The 19,112-nt window shown below is 34.0% G+C and carries 16 protein-coding genes; 10 read left to right on the plus strand and 6 right to left on the minus strand.

Annotation, left to right across the window (positions count from 1 at the left end; translation table 11 throughout):
* Positions 1–140: 140 nt before the first annotated feature.
* The 6 genes from X926_RS00005 to X926_RS00030 all read right to left on the minus strand — a co-directional run bounded on the left by X926_RS00005 (position 141) and on the right by X926_RS00030 (position 8,847).
* Complete coding sequence (locus X926_RS00005) at positions 141–1,091, minus strand: ribose-phosphate pyrophosphokinase (protein WP_103064472.1); 951 nt, start codon at positions 1,089–1,091, stop codon at positions 141–143.
* Positions 1,092–1,093: 2 nt separating this feature from the next.
* Positions 1,094–2,449: a bifunctional UDP-N-acetylglucosamine diphosphorylase/glucosamine-1-phosphate N-acetyltransferase GlmU gene (glmU, locus tag X926_RS00010; protein WP_103064473.1), complete on the minus strand. Its 1,356-nt coding sequence runs from the start codon at positions 2,447–2,449 to the stop codon at positions 1,094–1,096.
* 346 nt (positions 2,450–2,795) lie between these two features.
* A complete protein-coding gene (ruvA, locus tag X926_RS00015) occupies positions 2,796–3,368 on the minus strand; it encodes a Holliday junction branch migration protein RuvA (RefSeq protein WP_103064474.1) in 573 nt (190 codons plus the stop codon).
* Between the two features lie 24 nt (positions 3,369–3,392).
* Complete coding sequence (locus tag X926_RS00020; RefSeq protein ID WP_103064475.1) at positions 3,393–4,709, minus strand: folylpolyglutamate synthase/dihydrofolate synthase family protein; 1,317 nt, start codon at positions 4,707–4,709, stop codon at positions 3,393–3,395.
* Complete coding sequence (locus tag X926_RS00025; RefSeq protein ID WP_103064476.1) at positions 4,710–7,334, minus strand: valine--tRNA ligase; 2,625 nt, start codon at positions 7,332–7,334, stop codon at positions 4,710–4,712.
* A 70-nt stretch (positions 7,335–7,404) separates the two neighbouring features.
* On the minus strand, positions 7,405–8,847 hold the full coding sequence (locus X926_RS00030; protein ID WP_103064477.1) for an MFS transporter: 1,443 nt from the start codon (positions 8,845–8,847) through the stop codon (positions 7,405–7,407).
* A 117-nt stretch (positions 8,848–8,964) separates the two neighbouring features.
* Here X926_RS00030 and amrA point away from each other — a divergent pair, with 117 nt between their 5' ends.
* From amrA to X926_RS00080, 10 genes are all read left to right on the plus strand, one after another.
* On the plus strand, positions 8,965–9,531 hold the full coding sequence (amrA, locus tag X926_RS00035; protein WP_369973665.1) for an AmmeMemoRadiSam system protein A: 567 nt from the start codon (positions 8,965–8,967) through the stop codon (positions 9,529–9,531).
* Positions 9,532–9,553: 22 nt separating this feature from the next.
* The gene (gene amrS, locus X926_RS00040) at positions 9,554–10,552 is read left to right on the plus strand and encodes an AmmeMemoRadiSam system radical SAM enzyme (RefSeq protein WP_103064479.1); all 999 of its coding nucleotides are present in this window, start codon (positions 9,554–9,556) and stop codon (positions 10,550–10,552) included.
* Positions 10,525–11,562 carry an FAD:protein FMN transferase gene (locus tag X926_RS00045; protein WP_103064480.1) on the plus strand — a complete coding sequence of 346 codons (1,038 nt, stop codon included), beginning with the start codon at positions 10,525–10,527 and terminating at the stop codon, positions 11,560–11,562. The genes amrS and X926_RS00045 overlap by 28 nt, the downstream gene beginning before the upstream one ends.
* Before the next feature lie 6 nt (positions 11,563–11,568).
* On the plus strand, positions 11,569–11,943 hold the full coding sequence (locus X926_RS00050) for a NusG domain II-containing protein (protein WP_103064481.1): 375 nt from the start codon (positions 11,569–11,571) through the stop codon (positions 11,941–11,943).
* Complete coding sequence (locus tag X926_RS00055; RefSeq protein WP_103064482.1) at positions 11,937–12,458, plus strand: Gx transporter family protein; 522 nt, start codon at positions 11,937–11,939, stop codon at positions 12,456–12,458. The genes X926_RS00050 and X926_RS00055 overlap by 7 nt, the downstream gene beginning before the upstream one ends.
* Positions 12,439–13,011 carry a nucleoside triphosphate pyrophosphatase gene (locus X926_RS00060; RefSeq protein WP_103064483.1) on the plus strand — a complete coding sequence of 191 codons (573 nt, stop codon included), beginning with the start codon at positions 12,439–12,441 and terminating at the stop codon, positions 13,009–13,011. Before X926_RS00055 ends, X926_RS00060 begins: the two co-directional genes overlap by 20 nt.
* 52 nt (positions 13,012–13,063) lie before the next feature.
* Positions 13,064–13,732 carry a DNA repair protein RadC gene (gene radC / locus X926_RS00065; RefSeq protein ID WP_103064484.1) on the plus strand — a complete coding sequence of 223 codons (669 nt, stop codon included), beginning with the start codon at positions 13,064–13,066 and terminating at the stop codon, positions 13,730–13,732.
* On the plus strand, positions 13,725–14,957 hold the full coding sequence (locus tag X926_RS00070) for a type IV pilus biogenesis/stability protein PilW (protein ID WP_103064485.1): 1,233 nt from the start codon (positions 13,725–13,727) through the stop codon (positions 14,955–14,957). The genes radC and X926_RS00070 overlap by 8 nt, the downstream gene beginning before the upstream one ends.
* A 285-nt stretch (positions 14,958–15,242) precedes the next feature.
* Positions 15,243–16,469 carry an adenosylhomocysteinase gene (locus X926_RS00075; protein WP_103064486.1) on the plus strand — a complete coding sequence of 409 codons (1,227 nt, stop codon included), beginning with the start codon at positions 15,243–15,245 and terminating at the stop codon, positions 16,467–16,469.
* Between the two features lie 213 nt (positions 16,470–16,682).
* Positions 16,683–19,070 (plus strand): hypothetical protein, encoded by a 2,388-nt coding sequence (locus X926_RS00080; RefSeq protein ID WP_103064487.1) that lies wholly within the window; start codon positions 16,683–16,685, stop codon positions 19,068–19,070.
* Positions 19,071–19,112: the final 42 nt, after the last annotated feature.

The raw sequence follows: 19,112 nt of genomic DNA on the forward strand, positions 1-19,112 counted from the left end.
GAAACATTTCTAAAACACTGCAAAACAAATCATTTTGCATAAATCAGCAAAAGGGCTTCGCCCTGTGACCCTTTTAAGATCAAAATCTTACTTATAAAAACTTGGTTAATAATCCTTTTGCCTAGCTTCCCAACCGTTAATTATCTGAAAAGTATACTAACAGATAAATTTTTTCTTATTCTGACTATCGCTTCTCCCAAAAGTTCAGAGGATTTAAGTTCCACAAATTTGTCAGGCAATTCTTTATGATATATTGTATCTGTAACAATTATTTTATCAATACTTGAATTTTGCAATTTTTCAATAGCATTGAGTGAGAATATACCATGTGTGGCTGCGGCAATAATCTTTTTTGCACCTTTATTATGTAGAGTTTCAGCAGCAGCTACAAGGGATCCACCGGTATCTATTATATCATCAAATATTATACAATTGGACCCTTCTACTTCTCCTATTACGTTGATTACTTCTGCAACGTTATCTTTCGGCCTCCTTTTGTCTAGAATGGCTAGAGAACAACCTAGTTTTTGGGCAAACTTTCTAGCTCTTTTTACCCCACCAACATCTGGGGAAACTACCACGGTTTCGTTTTGTGTCAATTTCATTTCTTCTAAAAAATATCTTGAGAAAATAGGAAAGCTCCAAAGGTTATCAACTGGTATATCAAAGAACCCTTGGATTTGCTCGGCATGAAGATCTATTGTCACTACCCTTGTCGCTCCCGCGGTTGTAATTAAGTTAGCGACAAGCTTTGCAGTGATTGGATCCCTACCCCTTGCTTTTCTATCTTGACGAGCATACCCAAAGTATGGAATTATAGCAGATATAGATGCAGCTGAAGCCCTTCTTAAGGCATCTATCATTATCAATAACTCCATGATATTATTATTGACGGGAGGAGCTATGGATTGAATTATGTATACGTCGAATCCTCTGACTGTTTCGTTAATTTTTACGTTTACTTCACCATCTGCAAAAGTTGATACCTCACAGTCCCCCAATCTTGTACCCATGTATTCTACGATTTTTTTTGCCAAAGGAGGGTTAGAATTTCCTGCAAATACCTTGAATTGATTCTCGTTAGTTGGCATCTTTATACTCCCTTCTCAACATTTTCTGAATTCCTTTTTAACACCCAATTTTCTTTGTTTATTTGATGTGATCTTGCTAAAGCTAAAGCATTATCTGGCACATCTTTTGTTATTACAGAACCCGCTCCAATAAGAGAATTTTTACCAACATTAACAGGTGCAACTAAAGAGGTGTTACTTCCAATGAAGGCTCCATCATCTATAAAGGTCTTGTTCTTTTTCTTACCATCATAGTTACATGTTATAGTTCCTGCACCAACATTTACATCTTTTCCAACATAAGTGTCGCCCAAATAAGTTAAATGTTGTGCTTTGCTGTTGCAGGATATCTTCGTTTTCTTAGTTTCAACAAAATTGCCTATTTTAACGTTTTCTTGTAATTCTGTTCCTTCTCTCAGCCTTGAAAAAGGACCTATTGAAACATTTTTTTGTATTCTACTTAATTCGCATTCTGATCGAATTATTTTCACCTTATCTTCTATGATACAATCTTTGATCCTCGTTAGTGGACCTATTTCACAATCTTCGCCAATGGTCGTTTTTCCATATATAAATGTTTGAGGATAAATTATTGTATCAGGGCCAATACTTACATCGGCGGAGATGTATGTGGAATCTGGATCCTGTATTGTAACTCCATTTAACATGTGTTTCTTTAAAATTTCTTTTCTTATCTTTTTTTCAGCCTCTGCTAACTGTATCCTATCGTTTATGCCCATAACTTCTATTTCATTTTCTAATTCTACCACACCAACTTTTTCCATATGCTCAAAAACATCGGTCAAATAATATTCTCCTTGGGCATTTTGTGGGGTGATATGGTGTAAGGCTTTTTTTAATTGTTCTCCTTTGTAAACAGCAATACCTGTATAAACTTCTTTTATTTGCTTTTCAGAAGGATTAGCATCCTTCTCTTCTACTATTTTAACAAATTTATCTTCGTTTTTTATTATGCGTCCATAACCAGTTGGATCCTCTAGTCTTACTGATAGAATAGTCGAACTGTTATCATCTTTTAGATGTTTTTCAACGAGAGTATTCAGGGTATGGTAAGAAATAAAAGGCACGTCGCCGTAAAGTATCAAGATATCGTTATCATCGAGAAATTGTTCAGCACAGAGAACAGCGTGACCCGTTCCCAATCTTTCTTTTTGCTCAAAAATTTTAACATTTTCATCCAACAATTCTTTTACTAGATCTTTACCATTTCCTAGAACTATCCCGATTTCGTCGGTTATCTCTTTTGCAACATCGATAACCCAATTTATCATTGGTTTATCGAGAATTTTATGTGCAACTTTTGGGATCTTTGATTTCATTCGTTTTCCTTGCCCAGCGGCAAGTATTAATACTTTTATATCTACCTCCTCCTTTCATAATTGGACATTGAGGGGTACCCCCCCTCAAACTCCCCAAAAACAAAAATCTCTTTTTTAAAAGATCTTTTTTGCACAGCTCTGGAAACAAAAGCTTCTTTGCATAAATCAGCAAAAAATCATTTAAAAACATTGTTTGCGTGGTACATCGTTTGCTACGCAAACGAGATTTTGGAAAACATTTCTAAAGCATTGCAAAACAAAACATTTTGCACAGATCAGCAAAAGGCGTTTTGCATAAGGCTGCAAAATGCTTCGCAAATGAGAATTAGGATATTACTTCAAAAGCACCATGAAAAAACTTTTTGCACAAGGCAGCAAAAAATACCTACAGCCTTGTAAGACATTCTTTAATGATCTCTTCTGTTTTCAGTTCTTCTAAGTCAAGTTGGCCTATGACCTTCATAATTTCATATCTTTGAAATCCAAGAGTTTCTAAAGCTTCTATAGCTTCTTTTACGTTATTATTTCCATACGATTGAGTGCCAGCCCCAGCTGAATAGACCCTGAAAGAATCGGAAAGTTCAGATATTAGTCTTTCTGCTGTTTTCTTACCTATGCCAGGTAAGCTTGAAAGAAGAGCAGTGTCCTGTGAGTTTATCATCTGTATAAATTCTTCTGCATCCGTTTTTCTAAGGATTTTTGATGCAATTCTTGGTCCGATTTTTGAAACTTTCTTTAAGCTTTCAAAAACATCTCTTTCTATTTTATCTTTAAAAATATAAAGTGATGTGTTCCATTCGCTTATTTCTAGGGAAGCGAAGAATTCGTGTTGGTCACCTTTTTTAAAGTATCTTATAACGTTCAACGAAGGATAAGCTTCCAAAGTTAAAGCTCCAATTTTAATTAGAACTTTTTCGTCCTCAAAATCTTCAATTGTTGCGTTAATTTTTCTTATCATATTATATACCTCAATAAAAGATATCTACAATGCCACTAGATTAGTGGACATTAATTCTTTCATTTTTCCAAGTAGATACAAAGAACCCGTGACAAAATAAATATCGCTTTTTTCTGATAAAAGTTTATTGAAGCCTTCTGAAGGGTCTTTTATAAACTCAACATTTTTAGTATGCTTTTTAAATTCTTCATATATTAATTCAGGATGTCTTCCCCTTTCAGAAGGAACTGATGTTACAATAATTTTATCAAATACCGAAGCAAAAATTTGAGACATTTTTTCGTAGTCTTTATCGTCCAATATCCCAATCAGGGCAATTTTTTTCTGAGTAGGAAAGTAAAGATTGACACTTTTTTCTAATTGCTGGGCAGCGGCAAAATTGTGTGCACCGTCGAAAACTATCTTTTTACCGTTTATTTCTGTGTACTCAAACCTTCCTTCCCAAAAGAATTTTTCCATGGCTTCTCGGACTTTTTCGATAGACAAAGTTTTCCCGAATTTTTGCATGAACGCCTCTGTTGCTGCCAAAGATGTTGTAACATTTTCCATCTGAAATGACCCGTTTGCACCAAAAATCAGATCTTTAATTTCATAATTGAGTCCATGATAATCTAACATATTATTGTTAATAAAATATCTATGGTTGATAGAATAAAAATCTTTCCCATGTTCATAAATCTTTTCTGCATTGACTTCTTTAGCTTTATTTAGGATAACTTTTTTAGGGCTTTCGTCTATATTTCCCAATACCAAAAAATTGTTTTTCTTTATGATACCGGCTTTTTCGTAAGCTATAGCTTCAAGAGTATCGCCTAAAGTTTTGGTATGGTCTTTAGATATAGAGGTTATGACTGAAACGTCGGAATTAATAATATTAGTAGCATCCAATCTTCCACCTAACCCTACTTCAAAAACGCCTACATCAACTTTTTGCTTTTCAAAATACTTAAAAGCCATAGCTGTTGTGATTTCAAAGAATGACGGGGCATATTCTTCACCTTTCAGATCCATTGTTTTTACTTCTTCTTCAATTTCATTATATATTTCCACAAATTCTTTTTCAGAAATGTTTTCTCCATTTACTTTTATTCTCTCTGTTAATGAAACCAAATGTGGGGATATAAAAGTCCCAACTTTCATTCCATTTAACCTTAAAATCCGTGAAATCGCACTGGTAACACTTCCTTTTCCATTGGTACCTGTAATGTGTATACTTTTGAACGTATTCTGTGGACTTCCAATGCGTTTACTTAATTCATCTATCCTTTCTAGACCCAACTTTACTTTGAAATTTGCTGCTCCTCTTTGATAAAGATAGTCAACTAAATTGGTAAATTCCATCTAACTAAGCTCCTTTAAGAGTGCTTGTAATTTTTGATATTTTTTCTCACTTTCCTTCAAATCTTCTTTAGTTTTTTCTACTACATCTGGATCGGCCTTTTCAACAAAATTTTTATTCGATAATTTTTTATTATACAGTTCTATATCTTTTGATAGCTTTTCCAATTTTTTTGTTAATCTTTGTTTTTCTGTATCAACGTCTATATATTCGCCTAAAGGTATGTAAACTTCTACACTTTCATCTACATAAGCAGTGGCAGATTTTGCCGGTTTCACTTCGGTTTGAGTTATACCTTTCAAAAAAGCTAAATGTTCAATTAGTTTTATGTTTTCTTCTATAAAATCGTCATTTTTTGCTACAATTTTGTATTTCACTTCAACCTCTTGTGTTTGGGGTATGTCCATTTCGGCTTTAACGTTCCTTATACCACTTACTAACTCCATAACCTTTGAAAATACTTTTTCAGCTTCAGGATAAATATTATTCTCGTTATACTCTGGCCATTTGGCGCTTATCAGTAACTCAGAATCTTTTTCAATAGGCAATTTTTGCCATAGTTCTTCTGATATATAAGGCATAAAAGGATGTAATAAGCGTAATGAAGAATCAAAGACTTGCAAGATAACGTTTTGTACTATCAATTTATCGTTACCACTCGAATTTAACCTATTTTTTGAGGCTTCTATATACCAATCACATAATTCATTCCAGAAAAAATCGTACAGTTTTCTTGCAGCTTGATCGTAGTTGTAACCTTCTAAATCTTTCGAGATTTCTAGTATTGTAGAATTCAATCTACTTAAAATCCATTTGTCCTCGATTTTCAAATCTTCTTCTTTAAGTTCGATTTTCTCGTGGTCTTCCATGTTTAAAAGTACAAATCTAGTAGCGTTCCATATTTTATTTGCAAACTTTCTGTAGGCATCAAATGAACCAACATCCAATTTAATATCTCTTCCTTGAGCAGCTAAAACCGCTAAAGTAAATCTAACCGGATCCGTCCCGTATTCGTTAATTACTTCTAAGGGATCTACACCGTTGCCCAACGATTTAGACATCTTTCTTCCATATTTGTCCCTTACTAGTTGGTGCAGGTACACATCATGAAAGGGCTTCTCGCCCATGAACTTTTCCCCCATCATTATCATTCTTGCAACCCAAAAAAAGATTATGTCAAATCCAGTAACTAACAAATCGGTTGGATAAAACCTTTTAAGATCTTCCGTTTCTTCAGGCCACCCTAGTGTAGAAAAGGGCCAAAGAGCAGAAGAAAACCAGGTATCAAGTACATCCTCATCTTGTTTTAAATCCGTGGATCCGCATTTTTCACACTTTTTAACGTCTTCCACGGATACGTTGACATGTCCACAATTTTGGCAATACCAAACGGGGATTCTATGACCCCACCATAGTTGTCTTGATATACACCAATCCCTTATTTCATACATCCAGTTGAGATACACTTTCTTCCATCTTTCAGGGTAAAATTTTATTTCATCATTTTCAACCACTTGTATAGCTTTTTCTGCTAAGGGTTTCATTTTAACAAACCATTGATCTAAAAGGAGAGGTTCTATAACGGTATCACATCTGTAACAATGACCTACAGAATGAGTATAATCTTCCTCTTTTTCTAATAATCCCTCTTTCTTCAAGTCCTCGACTATTCTTTCTCTGGCTATATACCTGTCTAATCCTGCGTACTTTCCACCATTTTCGTTTATTTTTGCATTTTCATCTATAATTTGTATTCTTTCCAAGTCATGCCTTAAACCAATTTGGTAATCATTTGGATCATGGGCGGGGGTAACCTTGACGACACCTGTACCAAAGTTTGTATCTACGTAAGGATCGGCTATAATTTTCAATTTCCTACCAACAATTGGTAAAATAGCCGTTTCACCGATTAAATCTTTATACCTTTCATCTGAAGGATTAACAGCCAGTGCTGTATCTCCTAACATAGTTTCAGGTCTGGTAGTTGCGACAGTTACATAGTTTTGAGTATTTTCCAAAGGATATTTTATATACCAAAGCTTGCCTTTTTCTTCACTGTGCTCAACTTCGTCGTCTGCCAGAACGGTTCCGCAGGAAGGACACCAATTTACTATATACTTTCCTTTGTATATTAAACCATCGTTGTACAAGGACACAAAGACCTTTCTTACCGCTTGGTTGAGTCCTTCATCTAAAGTGAATCTTTCTCTGCTCCAGTCGACAGAAGCTGCCAATGCTTTTATCTGTTCACGTATGTGATTACGATATTTGTTTGCCCAATCCCAAGTAATTTTTAAAAATTCTTCTCTAGTATAATCTTCTCTTCTTTTACCTTCTTCTTTTAAAAGATATTTTTCAACAACATGTTGTGTGGCTATACCCGCATGATCTTCTCCGGGTATCCAAACTGTTTCTTTACCTTTCATTCTATTATATCTCACGGAGATATCTTGAAGAACGATATTCAAAGCATGACCAATGTGTATTCTTCCTGTAATATTTGGAGGAGGAATGACTATACTAAACTTACCATTCCCTGGCTTTGGTTCAAAAGAATGGTTTTCTTCCCAAAGCTTATACCATTTATTTTCAAGTTCGTGCGGCATATATCTTTTTCCAATATCCATTAAGGCAACCTCCTAAATTTTTGATGAAATAGTAACTCCCCCCATCTAAGGAAAAGACCGAAGGTTCATTTTATTCTTTATTTTTATTTGGAACTACTTGACTTTTTCCCTCTTCTGGAACTTCTGGAACCACTTGACTCTTTTCTTCCTTTTCTAAATCAGCTGAAAGGGGAAGTTCATTTTTTTTGACTTTCTTACCGTTCCTTCGGAAAAAATCAAAGGGAAAATTGATTTCTCTTCTTTTAAACAATGCTGCCTCGGGAGAGAATATACCTTTATATCTAATGGGCTTTTCCATTGCCTCAACTTCAGTTAATAGAATAACAGATATGATTCTTAATACGAACCCTATAATAAAAATCAATTGAATCCCATGATAGGGGTCCCCCATAAAATTGATTTCTATATTTTCGAGATGGTTTGCTAAAAAACCCCCACTCAACGAGCCGAAAATAGCGGCAATACCTGCAACGAAAGAGTTGGCAGCGATATAATTTTCGGATGGTTCTTTGGATATTTCTAAGAGTAAGTTGAAAATGGCTAAATTTATCGCCGACCAAGCGAACGCCGCAAAAATTGCATTTAATAATAAAATACTCCTATAATTACTTTCATTCATTAAAAAGTACATCATTGGGCTAAAAGTTGACAACAAAATTCCCAAGCTTAGAACGTTTTTGCTGCCAAACCTGTCTGCCACTATACCATAAAACAAATACAAAAAAACAGAAATAACGCTTGTTATTATTCCCATATTCCCAAGGAATTGATAATTTATATTCAAAATTGCCACTTCATAATAAGCAAAATAAGGCCTTACAAATTCTATGGCAAAACTCCAAACAAACATAAATAAGAGAAAATTTTTAAAGTTTCTATCTTTAAAGGGAGTAAAAATGTTTAAGTTAACGGAAGAAATTTTTTCGCTTTCTTCAGGAAATTCATGTTTCACTAACAAAAAAGCTGAAAGAACAGAGAAAATTGCCATAAAACTTGTAACCAGCAACAACCCTGTTTTAAAGTTTGGAAATTCTAAAAACATTGAATAAAGATACAACATAATTATACCAGTTATGGAAGCGAATATATTACGAAGTCCGAAATATTTACCTCTTTGTTCAAAAGGAACTACGCTTCTAATTAAAACCGTCCAAGTGTTGCCCACGAATGTTCCAAAAAAAGAAAATAAAAGAATAATAATTAACATAATATACTCAGATCTCACATCAAAAAATATGAAAATGGGCAATAAAACGAATAAAGTCCTCGATATAAAGGCGTTTATTACAAGGCTTTTCTTCTTAGAACCAATGAATTGGTTGATTCGTGAAGAGAAAATCTGAAACATCTGTGCTATAATAGGAAAAGAGGTCATAATTGATATAAAAAGAGGAGATGCGTTAAAGTATAGAGCAATAGATGTAAAAATAAACCCTTGTGTACCGATAAAGAACGCGTTGTATGAACCAGCCTCTAAAATTGAGAGAAACCTTGTTTTTGCATATTTTGTCATATTTATTTTTCTCCTTGCTACTCTATAATTATTTTTTTTTAATGTGTTCGCTTGAAAATATATTATAATGCACCAATGAAAAATAAAGTTTACTTTATAATTTAATAAATGTTATGAATGAAATTCGCCTTGAATGTTTTGAAATTTAAAGAGGTGATAATATTGAATGAACATCATCCTTATGTAGTTTGGGCAAGAAAAGTGATTGAAGCGTATGTAAAAGAAAAGAGAAAAATAGATTTTGATGAAACTCTTCCAAAAGATTTATTTAACAAAAAAAGAGGTTGCTTTGTGAGCCTTCACAAAAGCTCTGGAGAATTGAGAGGTTGTATTGGTACCATTATGCCCGTTTACGATAATTTAATCATGGAAATAAGAGAAAATGCGATCTCTGCTGCCACAAGTGATCCGCGGTTCCCTCCTCTTTCGCCAAAAGAATTAGACGATCTAGTTATTTCTGTTGATGTTCTATCCGAATTAGAAAAAGTTAACGATATTATTGAGCTAGATCCCAAAATCTTCGGAATAGTTGTTAAAAGTGGTTACAAAAGAGGTGTTCTTCTACCTGACTTGGAAGGAGTTGATACCGTAGAAGAACAATTGAGAATAGTAAAATTAAAAGCGGGTATTTATAAAAATGAGCCAATAGAAATATATAAATTCACTGTGGAAAGGTTTTTTTAAACATTAATAGAAGGTGAAGTAAATGAAAATCAATTCCTTGTTTTATGAGGAATTTAAAGATGATATTTTGAAATGCACCTTATGTCCTCACCAATGTATATTGTATCCAGGCAAAATAGGGATATGTGGGGTTAGACAAAATATAAAGGGTGAGATGTATTCATTAAATTATAGGGATGTTACCAGTATGGCTCTCGACCCAATGGAGAAAAAACCACTTTTTCATTTTCATCCTGGAGAAAAAGTGCTTTCTCTGGGAACTTGGGGCTGTAATTTAAAATGCCCTTTTTGTCAAAATTACGAAATTGCCCATCTAAAACCTCCTTATCAAAAGAAAATATATCCGAACGCTATCCCATCTCTAATGGATAATTACGGCGTTCGAGGTGTTGCCTACACATATTCGGAACCGATAGTTTGGTATGAATTCGTTTTGGATTCATCAAGGGAAGTTAAATATGCTAACCCTGACAACTACAATGTTTTAGTGACGAACGGATTCATTAATGAAAAACCTTTGAGACTTATGCTACAATATATTGACGCGATGAATATAGATTTAAAAGTATTCGACGATAAGAATTATATGAAAATATTAAAGGGAAGATTAGAACCTGTTAAAAACACGATAAAAATAGCATACGAGGAAGGGATTCACATTGAAGTAACTACATTGGTAGTTCCCAAAGTAAACGATAAGTTGGAAAAATTAGAAGAAGAATTTTCTTGGTTAGCAAGCATTTCTGAAGATATTCCTCTTCATTTATCGCGGTATTTTCCTGCCTATGAATATAACGAACCACCGACAGATATTACCTTTTTAGAAAAAACCTATAAGCTTGCAAAAAAATATCTCAATTTTGTATATCTTGGAAATATTTTGTCTTCCACATATGAGAATACTTATTGCCCAGATTGTGGAGCACTCCTTATTCAAAGAAAAGGATACGACATAAAAATTGAAAACTTGAATGAAAACGGAGAGTGTAAAAATTGCGGCAGAAAAATATGCATAGTTTAAGAGTATATCTGTATATAATTGCAGGGGGTGTAGGTATATTTTTATTATCTTTGTTGCTATTTTCTAAACCTACCCCAGTTTACGAAGAAGAAGAGTTCCCGGTGCTTGGCACTATTGTAAGAGTAAAAGTAGCTGGAGATAAAGTATCTTCGAATGTTTTATTGAATACAGCGGAACAAGAGTTGTATAGATTGCACAATAAATTTAGTCCCAACGTGGAAGGTAGTATAGTTCAACAATTAAATGCTGACAGAAAGGTTGAAGTCGATGAAGAGGGATTATTTTTATTTCAAGCTGCTTACAATTATGCAGTAATAACAGGTGGAGCTTTCGATCCTACAGTGAGACCTTTACTTAAATTGTGGGGATTTGATGACATAAATTCTCCAAAACAAGTTCCTCCCCAAGAAGAAATCAATAGTGTATTGGAAAACGTCGATTATAGATTCATTAAAATTGACGAAGAGACGAGAGAAATCTCTTTACTAAAAGATGGTGTCGAAGTAGATTTAGGAGGAATAGCTAAGGGATATGCAATTGATTTAGTCATACAAAAAATTAAGGAAATAGACCCTGGGGCTACCGGCTTTGTCGATGCAGGGGGAGATATCGGAATAATAGGTCCAAAGTTTGGAGAACTTCCATGGGTTATAGGAATAAGGGACCCTTTTTCACAAGATACCTTAAAATCCATAGATACAATTTATTTGACAAGCGGTGCAGTAGCAACATCAGGAGATTACGAAAGATTTTTTGTCCAAGATGATAAAAAATACCATCATATCTTAGACCCAGAAGATGGATATCCAGCAAGAAACGCATCCAGTGTGACTGTGATAGCAGAAAAAGCAATGATAGCGGACGTCTTTTCTACCGCTCTTTTCGTTTTAGGATACGATAACCCTGCCTTGGATTATTTCACAGATTTTGGCATTCAAGCTTTGGTGATATCCCCAACGGGAGAAAGTACTGAGACCAAAGGTTTTGACTATTTTCGGGAGAAAATGTGATAGGCAATGAAATTTACCAAAAAGAATGATCTATACTTACTTTTAGTTGTAGTATTGTTAGTTTTAGTGATGATTTTTATGAATGCTTATCCAAAAAAAGGAATAAACGGTGCAGAAGTTTACTTAAAAGGTGATCAAATTTTACAAATAACAAAAGAAGGAACTTACAGTATAACAAACGATGAAGGTGAGTTATTGATGAATGTAGAATACATAGATCAAAGAATTAGAGTTACAGATTCATCATGTCCTTTGAAAGTCTGTGAAAATACAGGATGGGTAGAGAACCCTAATCAACCTATTATTTGCATTCCAAATGAAATAATTGTAAAACCATTAGGGACCGAAGATGACACGGGGATCGATATCTATACATGGTAAAAAGAACAAAAACAATATCATACATAGCTATTTTAACCGCATTAGCCTCAGCAATTTACTATGTTGAATCCTTTTTACCCATGCCTGTTTCAGTTCCAGGGGCGAGATGGGGATTTTCGAACTTTCCTTTGTTGTTGTCTGTAGTGAGTGGAATTAGCGTTACTAATACTTTGTACATAGCTTTGTTAAAAACTATACTCGGTTCAATACTAAGTGGCAGATTTTTATCTCCCATGTTTTGGATGGGATTGGGTGGCTCACTTGCCAGTGCTTTATTCATGTCTTTATCCTTCAAAATTACCAATAAATTTGGTATCTTAGGGATCAGTGAAATAGGAGCCTTTTTTAGCAACACCGTACAATTAATTATCGCCAGTCTCTTTATTGTAAAATCACCTGATATTTTTTGGTATTTCCCTTATATGCTTTTTTTTGGTATATTAACGGCATTTATAAACGCAACAATCGTGAATTATATTTTAAGGAGTGTCCGACTTGATAGATTCAAAAGTTGAAATAGTTTTAGGATCCTCATCCCCTCGAAGACAAGAACTTTTAAAAATAATAACAAAAAATTTTTCGATTAGAACAGCTAATACTGATGAAATTTATAGCTCTACAACACCTTCTGAAATTGTACAAGAAATTTCATACAAAAAAAGTAAAAATATAGAAATTTCAGAAAAAGAACTTCTCATAACAGCTGATACTATAGTAACTTTGGATGGAAAAATATTTGGAAAGCCTCACAACTACGATGAAGCTTTCAACATGCTTCAAACTCTATCAAATAAAACTCATAGCGTCTACACAGGAATAACTTTAAGGTCACCTGAAAAATTCTCTTCTTTTTATGAAGTTTCGAAGGTGACGTTTTATAAATTAGATGAAGAAGTGATAGATTTTTATATAAAAAATAACAACGTATATGACAAGGCGGGAGCCTATGCTATTCAAGATTTCGCTGCTGTTTTTGTGAAAAAAATTGAAGGTGATTATTACAACATAATGGGTTTACCTCTTGCAAAATTATATTGGCAATTGAGACATATGTTGGAAACCTTGTGAAATTATTTCAAATACTCCAAAATTCCTATCAAAAGCCGAAAAGGAGAGTATAATGGAAGATCAACTAAAACCAAGAGAGAAGTTAGAAAAATATGGGCCCCAATCTCTCAAAGACGAGGAACTTATAGCCATCATCCTAAGACATGGAGTTAGAAATTATAACGTATTTGATGTTTCTGAACAGATATTAAAAAAGTATAAAACGTTGAGTGAATTAGTTGATGTGTCTCTTGAAGAAATATCAAAAGAAAAAGGAGTAGGAAAAGTTGGTGCAATAAATCTAAAAGCTGCGTTAGAAATAGGGAAAAGGTATCATCTTCAAAAGTTGCGTCAAAAGTACCAAAAGGTAACTTCTCCAGAAGAAGCATACCATGTTTGTGAGGATATGATATATTTAACCACAGAAACAGTAAGAGCCATTTTTTTAGATTCCAAACTTCACATCATTACTATCAAAGATATCTCTAATGGTACAGTAAATATGTCAATTGCTCACCCGCGAGATATTTTTAGAGAGGCTATAATTTACAATGCTGTATCTTTTATTTTAGTACATAATCACCCCTCAGGGGATCCCACACCGAGCATGCACGATATAGATATTACCAAAAAAATCATGGAATCTGGTGAGATCTTAGGTATCAACATGAACGATCATATAATTATTGGAAAGGATTCTTATTTCAGTTTTACTTTGGATAGGAGTGAAAAAATTGACTGATAAAAATGAAAATAATAATGCAGAAGATAAATTGCGAAATTTATACAAAATAAAAGAAGAAATCGAAAAAGAATTAGAAAAAAAAGGTATAAGAAAACCTGACACGCAGCAAAAAAAGAAAACAACTAAAACCATATATGAGGCTGATTACGAAATAGAAAAATTAAGTGTCTCAATAAACAATATAAATAATTGGTTCGATTTGATAATTTTTGATATAGATCTATCAAACGAAAAATTGTCTAATTTTTTTGAAATCAGATTAAGTCACAAATCTCTTCAAGAATATTCAAATCAATTTGGCATGATGCACCTATTCAGAAGCGATTTTCAAAAAGCCGAAAAATTTTTTGAAAGAAAAAGCGACATAGACTCTAAGATAAACAAAGGCTTTTTGAAAATAATACGGGATGACGAAGACACAAATAAATATTTCACAGAATTAATCAACACACATCCTAAAAACGGTTTAGTTTATTTAACCCTCAGTCTATTATTTCTAAAAAGAAAGGATTTTTATAACGCTTATAAAATGATCAAGGTGGCTAATTCCTTTTTAAATTATTCATTTATAAACATGGGACTGAGCACTTATGAGAAAGACTTTCAAAAATCTTTATCCTATTTATCAAAAGCTTACCTTGAAGGGAAAGCAAAAAAGGTTGTAAATCTGATTAACTATTACGTAAGTCTATTTATTTCTGATTCCGAAAAAGCTTTCTCCACCTTTGCTCTATTGAAAGAAGATAAAACTGCATGTGTAAACTGTATCAAAACCTTATCGAGCTCTGAAAAAATAGAACCTCCGAGTTATTGCCCATTTTATGAAAGAATATTATTTCATACTGGTAATCCTAAACCTTACAAAGCCGAAGACTCTGAACTTTACGAAATATTATTCTACAAATACTACCAAGAAAAAGACATACAGCAATTCAATTCGTACGCTAAAAAAATTGAACAGTATTTCAACAATGTTCCACTAATATTTTTATCATCAACAGAAACCACTTCTAAAAAAGTAATAGGAGATCTATTTACACAATACAAAACAGGGGTCAAAGTCAATTTAAAAGGCCCTAACTATTATGACAACCTAAACAAAGTGACAACAGATCTTAAAACGAAATATCAAAGAAATTTCACATTCTTTTTAGATCTACCTTTTTATGAAGCATTGAGACTATTATTTGGTTGGAGGATCTGCCAATATCTGTATAAGTAAGAAAGAGGGCGAAGCCCTCCCCCTACCAGAGTCTAAGGGACCTTAGGTCCCTTCCATAAAAGGGCGGGCTGCGGGGCAAAGGGGCGCTAAATAAATCTAAGTGTAACTTACATAAAAAACTGGGGGAAATTGCATCTCAAAAGTAAGATTTTGGTCTTAAAAGGGTCACAGGGCGAAGCCCTCCCCCTGCCAGAGTCTAAGGGACCTTAGGTCCCTTCCATAGAAGGGCGGGCTGCGGGGCGAAGGGGCGCTAACATAATTTTTCAGCATAAGAGGAGGAATAAGATGACTTCACTAGCAGAAAGCGGAAAAAAGAAAATTGAATGGGTAAAAAAACACATGAAAGTCTTAAACTATTTGAAAAATCTATACCAAACAGAAAAGCCCTTTGAAGGGATAAATGTAGCTATAAGCATCCATTTAGAAGCAAAAACAGCTTACTTAGGAATAGTATTACACGAATTAGGTGCCAACGTCGCCATAACAGGGAGTAATCCCTTATCCACACAAGAAGATGTTGTAGAAGCTCTGAAAGAATATGGCCTCAACGTCCATGCAGAAAGAACTTTAGATGAATCAGTCTATTGGAAAAACATCGATAAAATATTAGAAACTAATCCTAACATAATTTTAGACGACGGAGCAGATTTGGGAATAACCTTAATAGAAAAACATCCTGAAAAAGTAAAAAATCTCTGGGGAATCTGTGAAGAAACAACCACAGGTGTAAAAAGATACAAATCCCTTTTCAAAGAAAATAAATTACCTGTACCTGTGATTTTGATAAACGATTCTTACATGAAATATTTATTCGATAACAGATACGGTACAGGCCAATCAACATGGGATGGAATTATGAGATCTACCAACCTTTCTGTTGCCGGCAAAGTAGCAGTTGTAGCAGGATACGGCTGGTGTGGTAAAGGCGTTGCAATGAGAGCAAAAGGATTAGGTGCCAACGTAATAATAACCGAAGTTGATCCAATAAAAGCTAACGAAGCGATAATGGATGGTTTTAAAGTAATGAAAATGGATGAGGCAGTAAAATACGGGGATTTTTTTGTTACGGTGACAGGTGACATCGATGTAATAACCAAAAGACAGTTTTTAGAAATGAAAGACGGAGCAATTCTTTCCAACTCAGGACATTTTGATGTTGAAGTAAAGGTAAAAGATTTGGAAGAAATTGCAGTAGAGAAAATCAATGTAAGAAACGGAGTAGAAGAATACAAATTACCTAATGGAAAAAGCGTATTTTTATTAGGACAAGGAAGACTGGTTAATCTCGTTAACGGCGACGGTCATCCCGCAGAAATAATGGATCTTTCCTTCAGTTTACAGTTAGAAGGTGCAAAATTCATAAAAGAAAACCACCAAAATATGAAAGTAAATCTTTCTCCAGTACCCTATGAAATAGACGAAAAAATAGCACAAATCAAACTAAAAACTTTAGGGATCGAAATAGACACCCTAACCGAAGAGCAGCAAGATTATTTGAATAGTTGGAAATAAAGAAAAATCAAATTAGAGGTAGATAGTTTATTTATCTACCTCTTTTTTAATTAATATTAATCACCTGTAATTTTCCTTATAGATTAACAAATATATTTGACTTTAAAGTAAAAATAAAATAAAATATTATTAAATAAGAGAACAGAATAATAAACAAATATTACTAAAATTACATTAAATAAATGATTGTGACATTAAAAGAAGGTGTGAATTATGGCTATTGCGAAAGTTAAAAAGTATTTCAAAAGAATAATTATAACTACTGTAATTGTCATAACGTTGTTGAGTGGATGTAATTCTTCCCTTCCTACACCTCCTTCAACCACCAACAATACACCAACAATATCGGCACCTGATTCTTTGAGTTTTGATGAAGGAGCAATTCATTCTTTTAATGTTGATGTCACTGATGAGGACGGCATTGATGAATTAACATTCTCAGGAGAATGCGATGAATATTTTGCAGGTTTTAACAGTATTGCTGGGGATACTGTTGAGGTTGTGTTAACACCTAAAGAGGCATATAAAAACTTTAACGGGGTTTCTAATTTGAGGTTGACTGTGGAGGATAGTCAGGGTGCTACTACTCAGAAAGACATTACTTTAAATGTCATTGACACGCCTGATGTTGAATTCTACAATATGCCTAGTTCTGCTTCGGTAGAGAAAGGAGAAACGAAAGAGATTACTGGATATATAAGAGACGATTATACTCCTTTAGAAGAATTGGTATTAAATGCTTCTTGTGAGAATGCTGATGTTAATATTGAAAAGATAGGAGGAGAGGAGATTAAGATCAATATAAATGCGAATAAAGATTATATCGGAAATTCTCAGATTGTTCTGACTGCAGCAGATGATGAAGGAAATAGTAGTAGTTATAATCTGCCGATTGTGATTACAACACTTGCAAATAATCCTCCAGCAATATCAGCACCTAATTCTTTGAGTTTTGATGAGGGACTGAGTCATTCTTTTAATGTTGATGTCTATGATGAAGATGGTTGGGAAGATTTACGCTTCTCCGCTGAATCAAATGAGTATTCTACATACCTTATCACGGAAGATGAAGATACGATGAATATAACTTTAACACCCAAAGAAGGTTATAAAAACTTTAACGGGGTTTCTAATTTGAATTTAGCTGTGGAGGATAGTCAGGGTGCTACGACTCAGAAAGATATTACTTTAAATGTCATAGACACGCCTGATGTTGAATTCTACAATATGCCTAATTCTGCTTCATTAACTAATGGAGAGACAACAGAGGTTACAGGATATATAATAGATGATTATACTCCTTTAGAAGAATTAGTATTGAATGCTTCTTGTGAGAATGCTGATGTTAATATTGAAAAGATAGGAGGAGAGGAGTTTAAGATCAATATAAATGCGAATAAAGATTATATCGGAAATTCTCAGATTGTTCTGACTGCAGCAGATGATGAAGGGAATAGTAATAGTTATAATCTGCCAATTACTATAATTCCATTAGTGACAAGAACTTTAGATGTCCATTTAGATTTTGATGGCGTTAATGTTGATGATGGAGGAGATGATATTATTGACTCTTGGTATGAGGTTCCTGATATTGGTCCAGTTTTAGTATCTGCTTATAAGGTTCCTGTTACTTCTTATGATGAATATACTGTTAGCACAGAATTCCCTGAATTAGATTCTATTTATCTTACTGTGGATAGAAATGCAAGAGAATGCATCATGGAAGAACAAGAGTTTAGTGATAGTTCTGACATTAATTTCTCTTTGACATATGAAGATAAAACTTTAGAAGATTTCATAATTGAGATAGATGTCAGGGACGAAGATGAAAGTCATCATAATTATTCTTTCCTTGTTGATCCTCAGCAGGAAAGCGTTAATAAAGATATAAAAGTTGGTCAGAATAATAAAATTTTGAATATTTTGTTAGGTTACGGTGTTGCCAATCATGAGAATAGTGGTGAACAACCTGTGCAGAATCCAGACAGTGTAAGAAAGGAGGTAGGAATAGAATATTCAACAGCTGCATGGCCTGAAGGAAGTCCTGAAGAGATATGGTGGATTATTAAAGATGGGGAAGTCGTAACAGATGAAGCCTCTCAAGCAATAAGAAATTCTTGTGAATACTTCTTCCCAGGAGTTCCTATTACAATAATGGATAACTATGAAATACCTATTCCAAACAACATTTTTCTAATACAAAAAGCCGTTAATCAGGCAGGTGCTGCGATGTCATTCTGGTGTAAAAATTATTACGAATATGGAACAAATTACGTTAGAATTGGATTAGTATACTTACATTACGATTCAACAGGAACTATTAATCAAGAGATTGGCACTGTTGCTGAAGCCGCAGCAGAACCGCAAATAATTCTTAGAAAGAATTCAATTTTTTCAGGGAATGAGGAAATAACACCATGTGATGAAGCAGTGTTTGCTATAAAACACAACCAAGAACCAGAAGTTGGGTGGGTTGTGATATATGAAGGAGATCCTGGAAGCTATCCTGGAAATGAGACAAAAGTCTCTTGGGTAGCTAATGCAACCATCTCAGCAGATAGAAGAACTGTTTATGTTCTTCCTAAGAGAGAGGAGTTCTAAGGATTAATAAGTTAGAGGTAGGTAATTGTATTACCTACCTCT

The organism is Petrotoga sp. HWHPT.55.6.3 (genome assembly GCF_002895495.1).
In the GTDB taxonomy this organism is placed as follows: domain Bacteria; phylum Thermotogota; class Thermotogae; order Petrotogales; family Petrotogaceae; genus Petrotoga; species Petrotoga mobilis.